This window comes from Modicisalibacter coralii, from assembly GCF_004117855.1.
Taxonomy (GTDB): domain Bacteria; phylum Pseudomonadota; class Gammaproteobacteria; order Pseudomonadales; family Halomonadaceae; genus Modicisalibacter; species Modicisalibacter coralii.
Genome location: NZ_QWBW01000006.1, coordinates 58,820 through 75,024, shown reverse-complemented (window position 1 = coordinate 75,024; position 16,205 = coordinate 58,820). Strand labels below are relative to the sequence as shown.

General features: G+C 66.2%; 16 protein-coding genes. 11 read left to right on the top strand and 5 right to left on the bottom strand.

What is annotated here, in order from left to right:
- The first annotated feature begins 16 nt into the window (after positions 1-16).
- The 6 genes from infC (at position 17) to ihfA (ending at position 5,125) form a co-directional block, all read left to right on the top strand.
- Positions 17-556, top strand: a complete 540-nt coding sequence (gene infC, locus D0901_RS00855; protein ID WP_267899200.1) for a translation initiation factor IF-3 — start codon at positions 17-19, stop codon at positions 554-556.
- A gap of 84 nt (positions 557-640) precedes the next feature.
- On the top strand, positions 641-835 hold the full coding sequence (rpmI, locus tag D0901_RS00850) for a 50S ribosomal protein L35 (RefSeq protein ID WP_129138399.1): 195 nt from the start codon (positions 641-643) through the stop codon (positions 833-835).
- A gap of 37 nt (positions 836-872) precedes the next feature.
- A complete protein-coding gene (gene rplT, locus D0901_RS00845) occupies positions 873-1,226 on the top strand; it encodes a 50S ribosomal protein L20 (protein WP_129138398.1) in 354 nt (117 codons plus the stop codon).
- A gap of 131 nt (positions 1,227-1,357) precedes the next feature.
- Positions 1,358-2,377 carry a phenylalanine--tRNA ligase subunit alpha gene (pheS, locus tag D0901_RS00840; RefSeq protein ID WP_129138397.1) on the top strand — a complete coding sequence of 340 codons (1,020 nt, stop codon included), beginning with the start codon at positions 1,358-1,360 and terminating at the stop codon, positions 2,375-2,377.
- A gap of 26 nt (positions 2,378-2,403) precedes the next feature.
- Complete coding sequence (gene pheT / locus D0901_RS00835; protein WP_129138396.1) at positions 2,404-4,794, top strand: phenylalanine--tRNA ligase subunit beta; 2,391 nt, start codon at positions 2,404-2,406, stop codon at positions 4,792-4,794.
- Positions 4,795-4,822: 28 nt separating this feature from the next.
- On the top strand, positions 4,823-5,125 hold the full coding sequence (ihfA, locus tag D0901_RS00830; RefSeq protein ID WP_129138395.1) for an integration host factor subunit alpha: 303 nt from the start codon (positions 4,823-4,825) through the stop codon (positions 5,123-5,125).
- An 81-nt stretch (positions 5,126-5,206) separates the two neighbouring features.
- Here the strand turns inward: ihfA and D0901_RS00825 are convergent, their stop codons facing one another.
- Entirely contained in the window at positions 5,207-5,518 is a 312-nt protein-coding gene (locus D0901_RS00825; RefSeq protein WP_129138394.1) for an SCP2 sterol-binding domain-containing protein, read from the bottom strand.
- A gap of 140 nt (positions 5,519-5,658) precedes the next feature.
- Between D0901_RS00825 and sohB the strand changes: the two genes are divergently transcribed.
- Positions 5,659-6,690: a protease SohB gene (gene sohB / locus D0901_RS00820; RefSeq protein WP_129138393.1), complete on the top strand. Its 1,032-nt coding sequence runs from the start codon at positions 5,659-5,661 to the stop codon at positions 6,688-6,690.
- 9 nt (positions 6,691-6,699) lie between these two features.
- On the opposite strand, the gene D0901_RS00815 is transcribed toward sohB, so the two are convergent.
- Positions 6,700-7,020, bottom strand: a complete 321-nt coding sequence (locus D0901_RS00815; protein WP_129138392.1) for an ArsR/SmtB family transcription factor — start codon at positions 7,018-7,020, stop codon at positions 6,700-6,702.
- 436 nt (positions 7,021-7,456) lie between these two features.
- Here D0901_RS00815 and D0901_RS00810 point away from each other — a divergent pair, with 436 nt between their 5' ends.
- Positions 7,457-9,376 (top strand): propionyl-CoA synthetase, encoded by a 1,920-nt coding sequence (locus D0901_RS00810; RefSeq protein WP_325051820.1) that lies wholly within the window; start codon positions 7,457-7,459, stop codon positions 9,374-9,376.
- 24 nt (positions 9,377-9,400) lie between these two features.
- Here the strand turns inward: D0901_RS00810 and D0901_RS00805 are convergent, their stop codons facing one another.
- Positions 9,401-9,610 carry a DUF2788 domain-containing protein gene (locus D0901_RS00805; RefSeq protein WP_129138390.1) on the bottom strand — a complete coding sequence of 70 codons (210 nt, stop codon included), beginning with the start codon at positions 9,608-9,610 and terminating at the stop codon, positions 9,401-9,403.
- A 128-nt stretch (positions 9,611-9,738) separates the two neighbouring features.
- On the opposite strand from D0901_RS00805, the gene D0901_RS00800 reads away from it, so the two are divergent.
- Positions 9,739-10,203 (top strand): flavodoxin, encoded by a 465-nt coding sequence (locus D0901_RS00800; protein ID WP_129138389.1) that lies wholly within the window; start codon positions 9,739-9,741, stop codon positions 10,201-10,203.
- A 10-nt stretch (positions 10,204-10,213) separates the two neighbouring features.
- Positions 10,214-10,588, top strand: coding sequence for a hypothetical protein (locus tag D0901_RS00795; RefSeq protein WP_233440313.1), 375 nt, complete (start codon positions 10,214-10,216; stop codon positions 10,586-10,588).
- 76 nt (positions 10,589-10,664) lie between these two features.
- Here the strand turns inward: D0901_RS00795 and ppnN are convergent, their stop codons facing one another.
- The gene (ppnN, locus tag D0901_RS00790) at positions 10,665-12,029 is read right to left on the bottom strand and encodes a nucleotide 5'-monophosphate nucleosidase PpnN (protein ID WP_129138388.1); all 1,365 of its coding nucleotides are present in this window, start codon (positions 12,027-12,029) and stop codon (positions 10,665-10,667) included.
- Between the two features lie 283 nt (positions 12,030-12,312).
- Here ppnN and D0901_RS00785 point away from each other — a divergent pair, with 283 nt between their 5' ends.
- Positions 12,313-13,230, top strand: coding sequence for a LysR family transcriptional regulator (locus tag D0901_RS00785; protein WP_129138387.1), 918 nt, complete (start codon positions 12,313-12,315; stop codon positions 13,228-13,230).
- A gap of 74 nt (positions 13,231-13,304) precedes the next feature.
- On the opposite strand, the gene gcvP is transcribed toward D0901_RS00785, so the two are convergent.
- Positions 13,305-16,199, bottom strand: a complete 2,895-nt coding sequence (gcvP, locus tag D0901_RS00780) for an aminomethyl-transferring glycine dehydrogenase (protein ID WP_129138386.1) — start codon at positions 16,197-16,199, stop codon at positions 13,305-13,307.
- Positions 16,200-16,205 lie beyond the last annotated feature (6 nt).

The window sequence follows — 16,205 nt, the reverse complement described above, 5'->3', positions numbered from 1 at the left end:
GAACGGAGACGTAACGATCAAGCGTAATACTCAGCGCGGACGTCCTCAGGACAAGCGCCCTCCCATGAACGACCGCATCCGTGAAGACGAGGTGCGGTTGATCGACAGCGACGGTGAACAGGTCGGCGTCGTGCCCACCAGCGAAGCGCTGGAGCGGGCCGAGGCGGCGGGAATGGATCTCGTGCAGATCTCCAACGCCGACCCCATCGTCTGCAAGATCATGGATTACGGTAAATTCCTCTTCGAGCAGAAGAAGCAGAAAGCGGCTCAGAAGAAGAAGACCAAGCAGATCCAGGTCAAGGAAGTCAAGTTCCGGCCTGGCACCGACGAGGGGGACTATCAGGTCAAGCTCAAGAACCTGACGCGCTTCCTCGAAGGTGGTGACAAGGGCAAGGTCACGCTGCGTTTCAGAGGTCGTGAAATGGCGCACCAGGACATCGGCCGCAAGCTGATGGAACGGATCGCCGCCGATCTCGAGGAACTGGCCAATGTGGAATCCTTCCCCAAGATGGAAGGGCGCCAGATGGTCATGATCCTTGCCCCCAAGAAGAAGTGATCCGACGGCAGTCGAACGGATAGCCGCCAGCGGGCGGCTATCGGCCACGGATTTTCTAAAGAAACCCGAGCGGAGACTCTCTCCATGCCGAAAATCAAGAGTAACAGCGGCGCTGCCAAGCGCTTCAAGAAGACGGCCAACGGCTTCAAGCACAAGCAGTCGTTTCGCAGTCACATCCTGACCAAGAAATCCACCAAGCGTAAGCGTCAGCTGCGCGGCATGAAACAGATCCACGACGCCGACAAGCCGTTGATCCGTCGCATGCTGCCCAACCTGTAACGCCTTGGTCGAATTCATCTAACGTCAGGAGATTGCCATGACTCGCGTCAAGCGTGGTGTGGTCGCACGCCGCCGTCACAAGAAAATCATGAAGCAGGCCAAGGGTTACTACGGTGCCCGGTCTCGCGTGTTCCGTGTCGCCAAGCAGGCGGTCATCAAGGCGGGCCAGTATGCCTACCGCGACCGTCGTCAGCGCAAGCGTCAGTTCCGCGCCCTGTGGATCTCGCGCATCAACGCGGCGGCCCGTCAGAACGGCCTGTCCTACAGCCGCTTCATCGCCGGCCTCAAGAAGTCCGGTATCGAGATCGACCGCAAGGTCCTGGCCGATCTCGCGGTTCACGAAAAGGCTGCCTTTGCCGCTATCGTCGAGAAGGCCAAGGCTGCCCAGTAAATGATGACACCGGCGAGGCCGCCATGGCTTGCCGATGGTTCATCGTGAACGTCGCAGGGGAAGAGCAGCCGCTCTTCCCCTGTTTTTTTTGGGGCCTTCGGGCCCCACGACCCAGAATCGGAGCGTAACGGATGGAGCATCTATCCACTCTGGTCAACGAGGCGCGTCAGGCCATCCAGGCCGCCGATACGGTCGCGTCGCTGGACGAGGTCCGGGTTCGCTATCTCGGCAAGAAGGGCGAGATCACCGCGCTGCTCAAGTCGCTGGGCCAGTTGCCGGCCGAGGAACGTCCGCAGGCCGGGGAGCGTATCAATCAGGCCAAGCAGGCGCTCAACGGCGACATCGAGGCGCGTCGGCGCGCGCTCGAACAGGCCGCGCTCGAGGCGCGCCTGGCCGCCGAGCGTGTCGACGTGACCCTGCCGGGTCGCGACCGGGTCGCGGGCGGGCTGCATCCGGTGACTCGCACCCTCGAGCGGATCGAGGGGCTGTTCGCCCATATCGGCTTCGAGGTCGCCGTGGGCCCCGAGATCGAGGACGACTACCACAACTTCGAGGCGCTCAACATCCCGGCGCATCACCCGGCGCGGGGCATGGCCGACACCTTCTATTTCGATGCCACCCGGCTGCTGCGTACCCATACCTCGCCGGTTCAGGTGCGCACCATGGAAACCCAGGCACCGCCGATCCGCATCGTCTGCCCGGGGCGGGTCTATCGCAGCGACTCCGACCTGACCCACACGCCGATGTTCCATCAGATCGAAGGGCTGCTGGTCGACGAGGGGGTCAGCTTCGCCGACCTCAAGGGCACCATCGAGGACTTCCTCCACGCCTTCTTCGAGCGCGACGATCTGTCGGTGCGTTTCCGGCCGTCCTACTTCCCGTTCACCGAACCCTCCGCCGAGGTCGACATCCAGTGCGTGATGTGCAGCGGCGACGGCTGCCGGGTCTGCTCGCACAGCGGCTGGATCGAGATCATGGGCTGCGGCATGGTGCATCCCGAGGTCTTCCGCCATTCGGGCATCGATGCCGAGAGCTACACCGGGTTCGCCTTCGGCATGGGGGCGGAACGTCTGGCCATGCTGCGTTACGGGGTCAATGACCTGCGTCTGTTCTTCGAGAACGATCTGCGCTTTCTGCGTCAGTTCGCCTGAGCGACTCAAGGAGACGGGATCTCAAGATGAAATTTTCCGAACAATGGCTGCGTGAGTGGGTCTCGCCGAGCCTGTCGACGCAGGCCCTGGCCGATCAGATCACCATGGCGGGCCTGGAGGTCGACGCCGTGGCCGACGTGGCGGCCGAGTTCTCCGGCGTGGTCGTCGCCGAGGTGATCAGTCGCGAGGCGCACCCCGACGCCGACAAGCTCAGCCTGTGCCGGGTCGACGACGGCTCCGGCGAGCCGGTCCAGGTGGTGTGCGGCGCGCCCAACGTCGCCGCCGGCCAGAAGGTGGCCTTCGCCCGGGTCGGTGCCGTGCTGCCCGGTGACTTCACGATCAAGAAGGCCAAGCTGCGCGGCGCGGAGTCGCGGGGCATGATCTGCTCGGCCTCCGAGCTGGGGCTGGAAGAGGAGACCTCGCCGGGCATTCTCGAATTGCCGGCCAGTGCGCCGGTGGGCGAGGACTTCCGCGGCTGGATGGGCCTCGACGACCGGACCATCGAGGTCGACCTGACGCCCAACCGTGGCGACTGCCTGAGCGTCAAGGGCATGGCCCGCGAAGTGGGGGCACTCAATCGCCTGACCGTTCGCCCGCCCGAGCTGGTCGAGCAGCCGGCGACCCACGAGGTCGTCTTTCCGGTCGCGGTCAGTGCGCCCGAGGCCTGCCCACGTTACGTGGGGCGGGTGGTGCGCGGCATCGACGTCAGCGCCGAGACGCCGTTATGGATGGTCGAACGCCTGCGCCGCAGCGGCGTGCGCCCGATCAATGCCGTCGTCGACATCACCAACTACGTGATGCTCGAACTCGGCCAGCCGATGCATGCCTTCGACCTGGCCAACCTCGCGCAGGCCATCGACGTGCGCCATGCCCGTGACGGCGAAACCCTGGTACTGCTCGATGGTCAGGAAGTGACCCTGCGCGCTGACACCCTGCTGATCGCCGATGCCGAGAAGCCGCTGGCGATCGCCGGCGTGATGGGCGGCGAGCACTCCGGGGTCAGCGACGCCACCCGTGACGTCTTCCTCGAATCAGCGTTCTTCGCGCCGCTGGCGGTGGCCGGCCAGGCGCGGACCTACGGCCTGCACACCGACGCCTCGCACCGTTTCGAGCGCGGCGTCGACCCCGACCTGACCCTGCCGGCGATCGAGCGCGCCACGGCGCTGCTGCTGGCGATCGCCGGCGGCGAGGCCGGGCCGATCAGCGAGACGGTGAGCCCCGATCATCTACCCGCGGCGCGTCGGGTGACCCTCCGGGCCGCGCGAGTCCAGCAGTGTCTGGACATGGCGATTCCCGACGCGGACATGGTCGATATCCTCGAGCGGCTGGGCATGCGGGTCGTGGACGCTGACGCTGACGCCGGCGTCTGGCAGGTCGAGGTGCCCAGCTGGCGCTTCGACGTGGCGATCGAGGAGGACCTGATCGAGGAACTGGCGCGCATCTACGGTTACAACCGGCTTCCGGTGCGTCGCCCCGCGGCCCGCCTGGCGTTGAGCGCCGATGACGAGGCGCGTCGCCCCCTGGCGCAGCTACGTCGCCAGTTCGTGGCTCGCGGCTACCAGGAGGCGATCAGCTACAGCTTCGTCGCGCCGGACCTGCAGGCGCTGTTGGCCCCCGATGCGGTCGCGCCGCGCCTGGCCAACCCCATCTCCAGCGACATGTCGGTGATGCGGGCCAGCCTGTTTCCCGGGCTGGTGAAGGCGCTGATGCACAACCTCAATCGTCAGCAGAACCGGGTGCGACTGTTCGAGACCGGCCTGGTGTTCCGCGGCGAACTCGATGCCCTGGAGCAGACCGCCATGGTCGGCGCCCTAGTCTGCGGGTCGCGCGATCCCGAAGGCTGGACGGCGGGACGCGATACGGTCGACTTCTTCGATCTCAAGGGCGACCTGGAAAGCATCCTGGCGATGAGCGGGCAAGGGGGGCAGTGGCGCTTCGAGGCACAGCCCCACCCGGCGCTGCATCCCGGGCAGTCGGCGCGGGTCCTGCGCGACGGCGTGCCGGTCGGCTGGATCGGTGCGCTGCACCCGGCGGTGCGCAGCGAGCTGGGGCTGAAGGTCGATGCCTTCGTCTTCGAGGTCGAGCAGGAGGCGCTGGTCGCAGGGCAACTGCCGCGTTTCGTGCCGCTTTCCCGCTACCCGGAAGTGCGCCGTGACCTGGCGCTGGTGGTGGCCGAGGACGTGCCGGTCCAGGCGCTGCTGGACACGCTGCGCGAGCAGGCCGGCGAATGGCTGGCCGATCTGGCCCTGTTCGACGTCTACCAGGGGGCGGGGGTCGCCGAGGGCTACAAGAGCCTTGCGCTGGGCTTGACCTGGCAGCATCCTTCGCGCACGCTGAATGATGAGGAAATCAATCAGTTAGTCGATGCTATCGTTGCCGAGTCCAAGCGTCGTTTCGGCGCCGAGTTGCGAGGCTGATGCCGTCATCCAGCACGAGGGAGTGATCATGGGTGCGTTGACCAAAGCGGAGCTGGCCGAACATCTGCATACCGAGCTGGGCGTATCCAAGCGCGAAGCCAAGTCGATGGTGGAAGCGTTCTTCGAGGAGATTCGCGGCTGTCTGCGCGAGAACGAACAGGTGAAGCTGTCCGGATTCGGCAACTTCGATCTTCGCGACAAGCGCGAACGGCCGGGACGCAACCCCAAGACCGGTGAGGAGATTCCGATTTCGGCGCGTCGCGTCGTGACCTTCCGCCCCGGCCAGAAGCTCAAGGCCCGGGTCGAGGATTACGACGGTCAGCACCCCTGATGCCAGGCTTCCGCACGCATGACGACGAGGGCCCCGCCAAATCGGCGGGGCCCTCGTCGTTGCGGGAAGCGGGAGCAGGGGTCAGGGAAACAGCTGTGACAGCTTGGTCGCCAGCATGACGTTGCCGCTGGCCTTGAGGCGCCCCGACATGAAGGCCTGCATGCCGTTCAATTCGCCCTTGAGGACACCCTTGAGCGTGGCGCTGTCGGTGCTCAGCGTGACCGAGGGATCGTCGTGTTCGCCTTGCTGGATGTCCAGCGTGCCATCCTCGATCTGGAGATAATAGTCGTCGGCGTCACTGATCAGGAACTGGAAGGTCTCGTTCATGCCCTTGGCGGCCTGGGGATCGAAACGTGCCTTGAGGGTGTCGATGACGCTGGGGGTGTTGCTCATTGCGGCTTCCTGCTATGGGCGATGGTATCGGGGAGCATATTTAAGACACTCGTTTGAAGCAAGTGGGGCGCCGGTAGAGGCCCTTGTCGTTGCCTCGAGCGAGAGTATTCGCAACGCGTAGCCGGAACAAGGAGTCGAGCGTGAACGAATGGTTGTCGGACTATGGGCTGTTCCTCGCGGAAGCGGTGACCCTGACGGTGGTGGCGGTCGCGGTGATCGCCGTCGCCGCGAAGGGGCGAGGTAGCGGTCAGGCGCGCAGCCGCCTGAGAATCGAGGAACTCAATGGCCGCTACCGGGCCAGGCAGCGGCGCCTGAAACTCGCCACGCTGGACAAGAAGCGACGCAAGCTCGCGCAGAAGGCCTTCAAGCGCGACGACAAGCACAGCGATCGCCAGCCGGGCGGCGAGCGCCGTGCCACGGTCTGGGTCATCGATTTCCATGGCGACATCAAGGCGTCCGGGACCGCCCGCCTGGCGGAGGAGGTCTCGTTGCTGATCGAGGCCTCCGAACCGGGCGACGAGGTGGTGGTGCGGCTCGAATCGGCGGGCGGGCTGGTCCACGCCTATGGCCTGGCGGCGGCGCAACTTGACCGACTGCGTCAGGCCGGGGTCTCGACCACGGTGTGCGTCGACAAGGTGGCGGCCAGTGGCGGTTACATGATGGCCTGCTGCGCCGATCGCGTGCAGGCCGCGCCGTTCGCGGTACTCGGGTCGATCGGGGTGGTCGCGCAGCTGCCCAACCTGCATCGGCTGCTCAAGCGTCACGACGTCGATGTCGAACTGCTGACCGCGGGACGCTACAAGCGGACCCTGACGGTCTTCGGCGAAAACACCGAGGAGGGACGCGAGAAGTTCGTCGATGAGCTCGAGAACACCCACGCGCTGTTCAAGCGTTTCGTCGGCGAGCGGCGACCGGGGCTCGACATCGAGGCCATCGCCACCGGCGAGACCTGGTACGGCAGCGAGGCCGTGGAAAAGGGGTTGATCGATGCCGTGGGAACCAGCGAAGCCTATCTGCTCGAGCGGATGGCCCGTGCCCGGGTGCTGAGTGTCGCCCTGGAGAAGCGCCGCGGGATGGCCGAACGGGTCGGCCTGGCGGCCTCGGTCGGCGTCGAGCGAAGCCTCCGGCGGCTCTACGAGACCCTGGAGGCCAGTGGCTGGCAGCGGCGCTGACGCCTGCGGTCAGCCGCTGTTGTAGAGACCGGCGAGGGTGTCGACCAGGGTGCGCGCCTGGTCGCCCTGCAGCGAGTAGTAGATCGTCTGCGAGGCACGCCGGGTGGTGACCAGTCCTTCCCGGCGCAGGATCGCCAGATGTTGCGAGAGGGCCGACTGACTCAGTGCCAGGCGGGCATTGAGCTCGGAAACCGACAGTTCGCCATCGTCGAGCAGGCAGAGGATGCGCAGACGGTTCTCGTTGGCCATGGCCTTGAGCAGGTTGGTGGCTTGGTTGATCGCCGTACCGCTTCCTTCGAGCAGGGTCGCGGTGGGCTGGCGGGTAGTCATTGGCGCCTCCTGGGGTGACGGCCCAGCGGGAGAGGGGCCGGTGCCGCGTCGGTGTTCTTGTCGTGTCTCGTACGCGGTGATCGCGCGAGGGCCTGCGGCCCTGGCGCCGGAAACCGTTAGGCGACTCGCTGATCGTGATTCTGAGCCTATCGGGTCTGCCTTCATTACTGATTTAGTGAAACTTCATTCACCGCGCAATCGGGGCGCTGGGGTGGATTTCACGATAAATCAGCGTAGCGTTTGCCGTCATGACGGTCCTTGCGTCTCTTTGTCGACAATTTTGTCACGCGGCTTGTCGCAGATCACGAAGACTCGCTCGCTGTGCCGGTTTTAGGCCATGGTATGAAGGCAAAAGTTCGCCCCTGACCTAGAGTGTCAACAATCGTTGTGGCGGCGTCGACCACACGGCTGACAACAACCATCATCAAAGGTCAGGATTTCCATGAGCGCCTATCAGACCGAATACCGACTCGCGATCCAGGAACCCGCTGCCTTCTGGGCGGAGCAGGCTGAGCGCATCCCCTGGTTCAGTCCACCCGGGACCATTCTCGCGTATGACGAACAGGGTCATGCGCGCTGGTACGGCGACGGCGTGCTGAATACCTGCCACGTGGCGCTCGACCATCACGTCGAGACCGGGCGCGGCGATCAGCCGGCCATTCATTGGGACTCGCCGGTCACCCGGAGCAAGCGGACCCTGAGCTATCGGCAACTGCGCGACGAGGTGGCGCGATTCGCCGGTGCGTTGCGGGAACTGGGCGTGACCAAGGGCGACCGGGTGGTCATCTACATGTCGATGGTCCCCGAGGCGCTGGTCGCGATGTACGCCTGTGCCCGACTGGGTGCCGTGCACTCGGTGGTGTTCGGCGGTTTCGCGGCGCACGAACTGGCGGTACGCATCGACGACGCCGAACCGCGGGTGGTGATCGCCGCCTCCTGCGGTGTCGAGGTCGACCGGGTGATTCCCTACAAGCCGATTCTCGACGCCGCGCTGGCGCAGAGTACCCACCGCCCCGAGGTCTGCGTGATCCTGCAGCGGGAAGCGCTGACGGCCGAACTCGGCGATCGCGATCATGACTGGCGCACGGTGATCGAGACGGCCGAGCCGGCGGCGTGCGTCCCGGTGGCGGCGACCGACCCGCTCTACATTCTTTACACGTCGGGGACCACCGGCAAGCCGAAGGGGGTGGTCCGCGACCATGGCGGCCATGCCGTGGCACTGCACTATTCCATGGAGCGTGTCTACGGCATGTCGCCCGGCGAGGTGTTCTTCTCGGCCTCCGACGTGGGCTGGGTGGTGGGGCATTCCTATATCGTCTATGCACCCTTGATCTACGGCTGCACCACGCTGGTCTACGAGGGCAAGCCCGTGCGCACGCCGAATGCCGGGGCGTTCTGGCGGCTCATCGAGGAATACCGGGTTCGCGCCTTCTTCACCGCCCCCACGGCGTTCCGGGCGATCAAGAAGGAGGATCCCGACGGCCACTGGCTGGAGAAGCACGACATCGGCTGTCTGCGCACCCTGTTCCTGGCCGGCGAGCGGCTCGATCCGCCGACGTTCTACTGGCTCGAGGACCTGCTGAAGATTCCGGTGATCGACCACTGGTGGCAGACCGAGACCGGCTGGCCGATCGCCGCCAACCTGCAGGGCCTGGAGCCCATGCCGACCAAGGCCGGTTCGGCCACCATGCCGGTGCCGGGGTACGCCGTCGAGGTGCTCGACCCGCACGGCGACAGGGCCGCGCCCGGCACCCAGGGCAGTGTGGTGATTCGCGAACCCCTGCCGCCGGGCTGCCTGGCCGGCATCTGGCGCGATCCGGCGCGTTTCCAGCGCGCCTATCTGGCCGCCTATCCGGGCTATTACCTGACCGGCGACGGTGGCTATTTCGACGAGGACGGGTATCTGTTCGTCATGGGGCGCACCGACGACGTGATCAACGTGGCGGGGCACCGGCTGTCCACGGGCGAGATGGAAGAGGTCGTGGGCGCGCATCCGGCGGTGGCCGAGTGCGCGGTGATCGGCATTCAGGACGCGCTGAAAGGGCAGGTGCCGATCGCGCTGGTGATTCCCAAGGACGGCTTCGACGGCGATGACGAGGCGCTCGAGCGCGCCCTGGTCGCCCTGGTGCGCGAACGCATCGGCGGCATCGCCTGCCTCCACCAGGTGCTGGTGGTGCCGCGCCTGCCCAAGACCCGCTCGGGCAAGATCCTGCGCAAGCTGCTGCGCAATATCGCCGACGGCGAGGCGTATGGCATGCCGTCGACCATCGACGACCCGGCCAGCCTGCAGGACGTCCACGAGAGCATGATCGAACGCCGAATCGGTGCCGCCGGGCAGGCCCGGCCGGCGGAGTGACGTACAGCGGCGGCGGCCCTGGCCCTAGAGACCGCCGCCGCTCTCCATCAAATACGTGATCACCACCTTGATCACGAAGGCGAGCAGGCCGGCGCCCAGCACCATGAACAGCATCACGCTACCGAAACGGCCCGCGCGCGACTGGCGCGCCAGGTCCCAGATGATGAAGCCCATGAACAGGATCAGTCCGCCGATCATCAGCGGCGTGGCCCAGGTCTCGAAGGTCTGATCCATGCGCTGCGTGCCCCCGGCAAAGCGACGAGTATAGCCGGCCTGCGCCACCGAGGCAGCCCGCCTGCGGCGCTGCCTCGGTGGCGTTTCCGTGGTAATATCCGAGCAAATTCCTCAAGCAAGTCCGATACATGCCTACCTTGAAGATCTTCGTCGGTACCGTCTACGGCGGTGCCCTGGATGTCGCCGAGCAGGTCAAGCCGCTGTTCGAAGAGGCCGGCTACGAGGTCGACATCCTCGAGCAGCCCACCCTCGAGGACCTCGTCGATCCGTTGCCCGATCTGGCGCTGTTCTGCACCTCGACCACCGGCAGCGGCGACGTGCCCGGCAATCTGACGCCGTTCGTGCGGGCGCTCAAGGAACGCCCGCCGACCCTGACAGCGCTGCGCTACGGGCTGATCGCGCTGGGCGACAGCTCCTATGTCGATAGCTTCTGCGGCGGAGGGCGCAGTCTCGACGCCCTGCTCGAGGATCTCGGGGCACAACGGCTCGGCGAACGCCTCGAGATCGATGCCATGGAAACCTTCATGGCCGACGACGAGGCCGTTCCCTGGGCGGAGCGCTGGATCGCCGAGCAGCAGCTTCGTCAGGCCTGAAGGAGGTGACGTGGTGAAACCCAACCTGATGACGCCCGAGCGGGTCAGCGTGATGGTGGGCGTGGCGATCGCCCTGCTGGCGACCCTGCCGCGCTATCTGCACGCCGCCGGCCAGTCGGATCGCCTGTGGCTGCTGACGGGGGCGCTGGTCGTGGTGCTCGTCGGGGCACTGCTCTCGTGGCGAGTGCTCGAGGCGCCGGCAAGACGTCGCCTGCCGGGGCTGTTGACCAGTCTGGCGCTCAGGCTGGTGCTGGGCCTGGCGCTGGTGGCGATCTGGCAGTGGAGCCAGGGCGGGGTCGATCGCCTGATGGTGCTTTCCCACGGCACGGCCCTGGGTCTGCTGGGGCATGCCCTGCTGGTGGGGTGGCGGCGCCGCGGCGCCTGACGGCAAGCCCCTCGACGCCGCCCCGGCCGAGCGACCGGGGCGATGCATGGCGGCCCGGAGCATTCCGGGCCGTGATTCATTTCAAGGTGTAGCAGGGCACGTACTCGCGTCCCGGCAGCTTCATGCGGCCCTGGGTGACGAAGGAGCCGAGCAGGGCGTCGAGGCGTTCCATCAGTTCGGCTTCGGCATGCAGGCGGAAGGGGCCGCGGGCCTCGATCGCGCGGATGCCGGGTTCCTTGACGTTGCCGGCGACGATGCCGGAAAAGGCACGCCGCAGGTTGGCGGCCAGTTCGTGGACCGGCAGCTCACGATGCAGCTCGAGCCCGGCCATCGCCTCGTGGGTGGGCTCGAAGGGCTGCTGGAAGGCCGGCTGCACGTTGAGGCGCCAGTTGAAGTAGAAGGCATCGTTGTGAGCGCGCCGGAATTCGGCGACTTCGTCGATCCCCTCGCGCATGGCGCGGGCCACGCCGATCGGGTCGTCGATGATGATGCGGTAGCGCTGGCGTACCGACTCGCCGAGGGTATAGGCGAGGAATTCATCGATGCGCTTGAAGTACTCGGCGGCGCTCGACGGCCCGGTGAGGATCACCGGGAAGGGCGTGTCGGCATTCGACGGGTGCAGCAGGATGCCCAGCAGGTAGAGGATCTCTTCCGCGGTGCCCACGCCGCCGGGAAAGACGATGATCCCGTGACCGACCCGGATGAACGCCTCGAGGCGCTTCTCGATGTCGGGCATCACCACCAGCTCGTTGACGATCGGGTTGGGTGACTCGGCGGCGATGATGCCGGGCTCCGAAATGCCCAGATAGCGCCCGTGCTTGCGACGCTGCTTGGCGTGGGCGACGTTGGCGCCCTTCATCGGCCCCTTCATGGCGCCCGGGCCACAGCCGGTGCAGATGTCCATGTCGCGCAGGCCCAGATGGTAGCCGACGTCCTTGGTGTAGTCGTACTCCTCGCGGGTGATCGAGTGACCGCCCCAGCAGACCACCAGGCTGGGTTCGCGCGAGGATTTCAGGGTGCCGGCGTTGCGCAGGATATGGAACACCGCATTGGTGGTGCCCTCGCCGGTGGAGAGGTCGAAGCGCGGCTGCTGCTGGATTTCGTTGAAGACGTAGACGATGTCGCGCAGCACCGCCGACAGGTGCTCGCGAATGCCGCGGATCATGTGCCCGTCGACGAAGGCTTCGTCCGGGGCGTTGGTGAGCTTGAGGCGAATGCCGCGGTCCTGCTGCAGCACCTCGATGTCGAAGTCGTGGAAGGCTTCCATCACGGCCAGGCCGTCGTCGGTGGGCGAGCCGCAATTGAGGACCGCCAGCGCGCAACGCCGCAGCAGGTCGTGAAGGCCGTTGGCCGAGGTGTCTCGCAGGCGGTTGACCTCCTGCTGGGAGAGGACCTCGAGGCTGCCTTCCGGGGAAATCGTCGTGGATATCGTTTCGGGCATCTAGGGTTCCTTGTCATGCCGCCCCCGGCGAGGGCGAATCCCTGGCAAGCGTTCGTCAGGCCGATTCTGCCACTCGCCGACAGTGATCTGTCGGGTCCGGGGAAGTGTCTTCGTCGATGCTAACACGCCGCTCTCGTCCCCGCAGCGCTGCGGGGCGCGGGCATTTTTGTTAAGCTTGTGGCGGTGTCCTGATCGGCCTGGGCATGGCCAGCCGTGTCGCCGACCCGGGGGCGTCGCTTGTGCCGCGCCACCAATGACTTCCAGCGAGTGGACCCCTCGATCCATGTTCAACGCCCAGTACTTTCGTACCTTCATCACGCTGGTAGAGACCGGCAGCTTCACGCACACTGCACGCCGTCTGGACATGACCCAGCCGGGGGTCAGTCAGCACATCCGCAAGCTGGAAAAGTATCTCGGCAAGCCGCTGCTCAACCGCCATGGACGACGCTTCACGCTCACCGAGGCGGGGCGACGTGCCTACGACTACGCCATTCGACTGTTCGCCGAGCACGAGCATTTTCGCCACTCGCTGGACAACGAGTCCCCGCACTCCGGGGAGTGCCGTGTCGCCTCGCCGGGCAGCATCGGGCTGATGTTCTACCCGTTCATTCTCGGCTATCAGCAGATGCACCCGGGGCTGACGGTGAATTACAGCTTCGCCTTCAACCACGAGATCGTGCAGGGCGTGCTGGCCGGGCGACACGACCTGGGCATCGTCACCGAGCGGGTGCGGCATCCCGAGCTGCACTTCGAGCCGTGGCATCAGGAGCCGCTGTGCCTGGTGGTCCCGGCCGACTTCACCGGGACCTCGTTGCAGGAATTGATGGCGCTGGGCTTCATCAACTATTCGGATGGGCTCAATCACGCCGGTCAGTTGCTGCGCGCCAACTTCGCCGGCGAATTCCGCTCGATGAGCCATTTTCCCCGCCAGGGTTTCACCAACGAGGTCGCCATGGTGCTCGACGCCGTGGCCCGCGGGCTGGGCTTCACGGTGATCTCGCGACTGGTGCTCGAGACCTCGCCCTGGCAGCGTCAGGTCAAGGCACTGACCCTGCCCAATCAGGTCTACGAATCCCTCTACATCGTCACGCAATCGGGCAGCGACCTGCCGCGCCGTTACCAACAACTGCTCGACGATTTCCGCGACGAACGGCGCAATACCCTCTACGGCCTGGTCGAGGAGCCCGGTTTCGATATCTGAACGCCCGAAACGCGAACGGCCCCGCACATGCGGGGCCGTTGCGTTAGCTGCCGTGATACCGGGTGGCGGGCCACTCAGTCGCGGTAGGCATCGATGCTCGGGCAGGAGCAGATCAGGTTGCGATCGCCGAACACGTTGTCGACCCGGTTGACCGCCGGCCAGATCTTGGCGGCCTTGACGGCCTCCGACGGGAAGGCGGCGAGCTCGCGGGAGTAGGGGCGCTCCCAGCCGTCGTCCATCAGGTCGGCCATGGTGTGCGGGGCGTTGACCAGCGGGTTGTCGTCGAGCGGCCATTCGCCCTGCTCGACGCGCCGGATCTCCTCGCGGATCGCGATCATGGCATCGCAGAAGCGGTCGATCTCGTAGCGCGATTCCGATTCGGTGGGCTCGATCATCAGCGTGCCCGGTACCGGGAACGACATGGTCGGGGCGTGGAAGCCGTAGTCCATCAGGCGCTTGGCGATATCCTCCTCGCTGATCCCCGAGGCGTTCTTGAGCGGGCGGATGTCGATGATGCATTCATGGGCCACGGTGCCGTTGATGCCGCGATAGAGCACCTGGTAGTGCGATTCCAGGCGGTGGGCGATGTAGTTGGCGTTGAGAATCGCCAGCTCGGTGGCCTCGCGGAGTCCGCGCGCGCCCATCATCTTGATGTAGGCCCAGGAGATCGGCAGGATCGAGGCGCTGCCGAAGGCCGCCGCCGCGACCGCGCCGCTGTCCTCGCGGACCCCGTTGAGGGGGGTGACCACATGGTTGGCGACGAAGGGCGCCAGGTGGGCCTTGACCCCGATCGGCCCCATGCCCGGGCCGCCGCCACCGTGGGGGATGCAGAAGGTCTTGTGCAGGTTGAGGTGCGAGACGTCGCCGCCGAAGTCGCCCGGCCGGGCGAGTCCCACCTGGGCGTTCATGTTGGCGCCGTCGATGTAGACCTGGCCGCCATGCCGGTGAACGATCTCGCACACCTCGCGCACCGTCTCCTCGAACACCCCGTGGGTGGAGGGGTAGGTGATCATGATCGCCGACAGGGCCTCGCTGTGCTGCTCGGCCTTGCTGCGCAGGTCGTCGATGTCGATGTTGCCGGTGTCGTCGCACTCGACCACCACGACCTTCATCTGTGCCATGGCCGCCGAGGCCGGATTGGTGCCGTGGGCCGAGCTGGGAATCAGGCAGATGTTGCGGTGCCCCTGGCCCTGGTCGGCCTGATAGCGGCGGATCGCCACCAGGCCGGCGTATTCGCCCTGGGCGCCGGAGTTGGGCTGCATCGAGATGTGATCGTAGCCGGTGATCTCGACCAGAAAGGCGCTGAGCTCGTCGATCATCTGCTTGTAACCCACCGCCTGATCGCCGGGCGCGAAGGGGTGGATCTGGGCGAATTCCGGCCAGGTGATCGGAATCATCTCGCTGGTCGCGTTGAGCTTCATGGTGCACGAGCCCAGCGGGATCATCGCGTGGGTCAGCGACAGGTCGCGGTTCTCCAGGCGCTTGAGGTAGCGCAGCATCTCGGTCTCGCTGCGGTAGCGCGTGAAGTTGGGATGGTCGAGAAAGCCCGTTTCACGGGCACGATCCGCGGGGATGCCGGTGAGGCCGTCCGCGATCACCGCCTCGTCCAGCGCGCTGACCGACAGGTCGTGCTCCTCGCCGAGCAGCACGTCGAACAGCCGCGCCACGTCGGCCGGCGAGGTGGTCTCGTCGAGACTCACGCCAACCCGGCCGTCGCCGTGGAGGCGCAGATTGACCTCGTGGGTCAGGGCGCGTCCATGGATCTTGCCGGCGTCGACCCCGGTCAGGGTCAGGGTGTCGAACCAGCTGTCGTGGGCCAGCGCGACACCGTGGCGGCGCAGCCCCTCGGCGAGGATGGTGGTCAGGCGATGGATGCGCGAGGCGATGGTTCGCAGCCCCTCGGCACCGTGGTAGACCGCATAGAAACCGGCGATGTTGGCCAGCAGCGCCTGGGCGGTGCAGATGTTGGAGGTCGCCTTCTCGCGGCGGATGTGCTGTTCGCGGGTCTGCATCGCCATGCGCAGCGCGGTGTTGCCGCGGCTGTCGCGGGAAACGCCGATGATCCGCCCGGGGATCGAGCGCTTGTGCTTGTCGGTGGTGGCGAAGAAGGCGGCATGCGGGCCGCCATAGCCCATCGGCACGCCGAAGCGCTGCGAGTTGCCGAGGACGATGTCCGCGCCCAGCGCCCCGGGTTCCTTGAGCAGCACCAGGCTCATCAGGTCGGTGGCCACGCAGGCCAGCGCCCGGTTCTCCTTGGCTTGGCCGATCAGCGTGCCCAGATCGGCGATGCGCCCGCCGTCGCCGGGGTACTGGAACAGCGCGCCGAAGACCTCGTGCGCGGCGACGTTCTCGGCCCGGTCGACCACCAGTTCGATGTCCAGGTAGGCGGCGCGGGTGCGCAGCACGTCGAGGGTCTGAGGAAAGACGTCGTCGGCGACGAAGAAGCGGTCGCTCTTGACCGCCTTGTTGGCGCGCCGGCACAGCGCCATGGCCTCGGCGGCGGCGGTGGCCTCGTCGAGCAGCGAGGCATTGGCCAGGTCCATGCCGGTCAGGTCCATGACCATCTGCTGGAAATTGAGCAGTCCTTCCAGACGGCCCTGGGCGATCTCCGGCTGATAGGGCGTGTAGGCGGTGTACCAGCCCGGATTCTCGAGCACGTTGCGCACGATCACCGCCGGCGTGTGGGTGCCGTAGTAGCCCTGGCCGATGTAGGTCTTGAAGACCTTGTTCTGGCGCGCCAGGCGCTTCAGGTAATCCAGCGCCTCCGCCTCGCCCCGCGGCGGGTCCAGGTCGAGCTCGCGTCCCAGACGAATGCCGGCGGGCACGGTCTTCTCGATCAAGGCGTTCATGTCGGCGACGTCGAGCGTCTCGAGCATGGCCTTCGCGTCGGCGGCGTCGGGGCCGTTATGGCGATGAACGAAAGCGTCATGACTGACCAGGTCGGCCAGACGGCGGTTATCTGTAGACATGGAGCA

Coding starts and splice junctions, on each gene's coding strand:
- rpmI (WP_129138399.1), top strand. CDS start 641: ATGCCGAAAATCAAGAGTAACAGCGGCGCTGCCAAGCGCTTCAAGAAG.
- rplT (WP_129138398.1), top strand. CDS start 873: ATGACTCGCGTCAAGCGTGGTGTGGTCGCACGCCGCCGTCACAAGAAA.
- pheS (WP_129138397.1), top strand. CDS start 1,358: ATGGAGCATCTATCCACTCTGGTCAACGAGGCGCGTCAGGCCATCCAG.
- pheT (WP_129138396.1), top strand. CDS start 2,404: ATGAAATTTTCCGAACAATGGCTGCGTGAGTGGGTCTCGCCGAGCCTG.
- ihfA (WP_129138395.1), top strand. CDS start 4,823: ATGGGTGCGTTGACCAAAGCGGAGCTGGCCGAACATCTGCATACCGAG.
- D0901_RS00825 (WP_129138394.1), bottom strand. CDS start 5,518: ATGAGCAACACCCCCAGCGTCATCGACACCCTCAAGGCACGTTTCGAT.
- D0901_RS00815 (WP_129138392.1), bottom strand. CDS start 7,020: ATGACTACCCGCCAGCCCACCGCGACCCTGCTCGAAGGAAGCGGTACG.
- D0901_RS00805 (WP_129138390.1), bottom strand. CDS start 9,610: ATGGATCAGACCTTCGAGACCTGGGCCACGCCGCTGATGATCGGCGGA.
- D0901_RS00800 (WP_129138389.1), top strand. CDS start 9,739: ATGCCTACCTTGAAGATCTTCGTCGGTACCGTCTACGGCGGTGCCCTG.
- ppnN (WP_129138388.1), bottom strand. CDS start 12,029: ATGCCCGAAACGATATCCACGACGATTTCCCCGGAAGGCAGCCTCGAG.
- D0901_RS00785 (WP_129138387.1), top strand. CDS start 12,313: ATGTTCAACGCCCAGTACTTTCGTACCTTCATCACGCTGGTAGAGACC.
- gcvP (WP_129138386.1), bottom strand. CDS start 16,199: ATGTCTACAGATAACCGCCGTCTGGCCGACCTGGTCAGTCATGACGCT.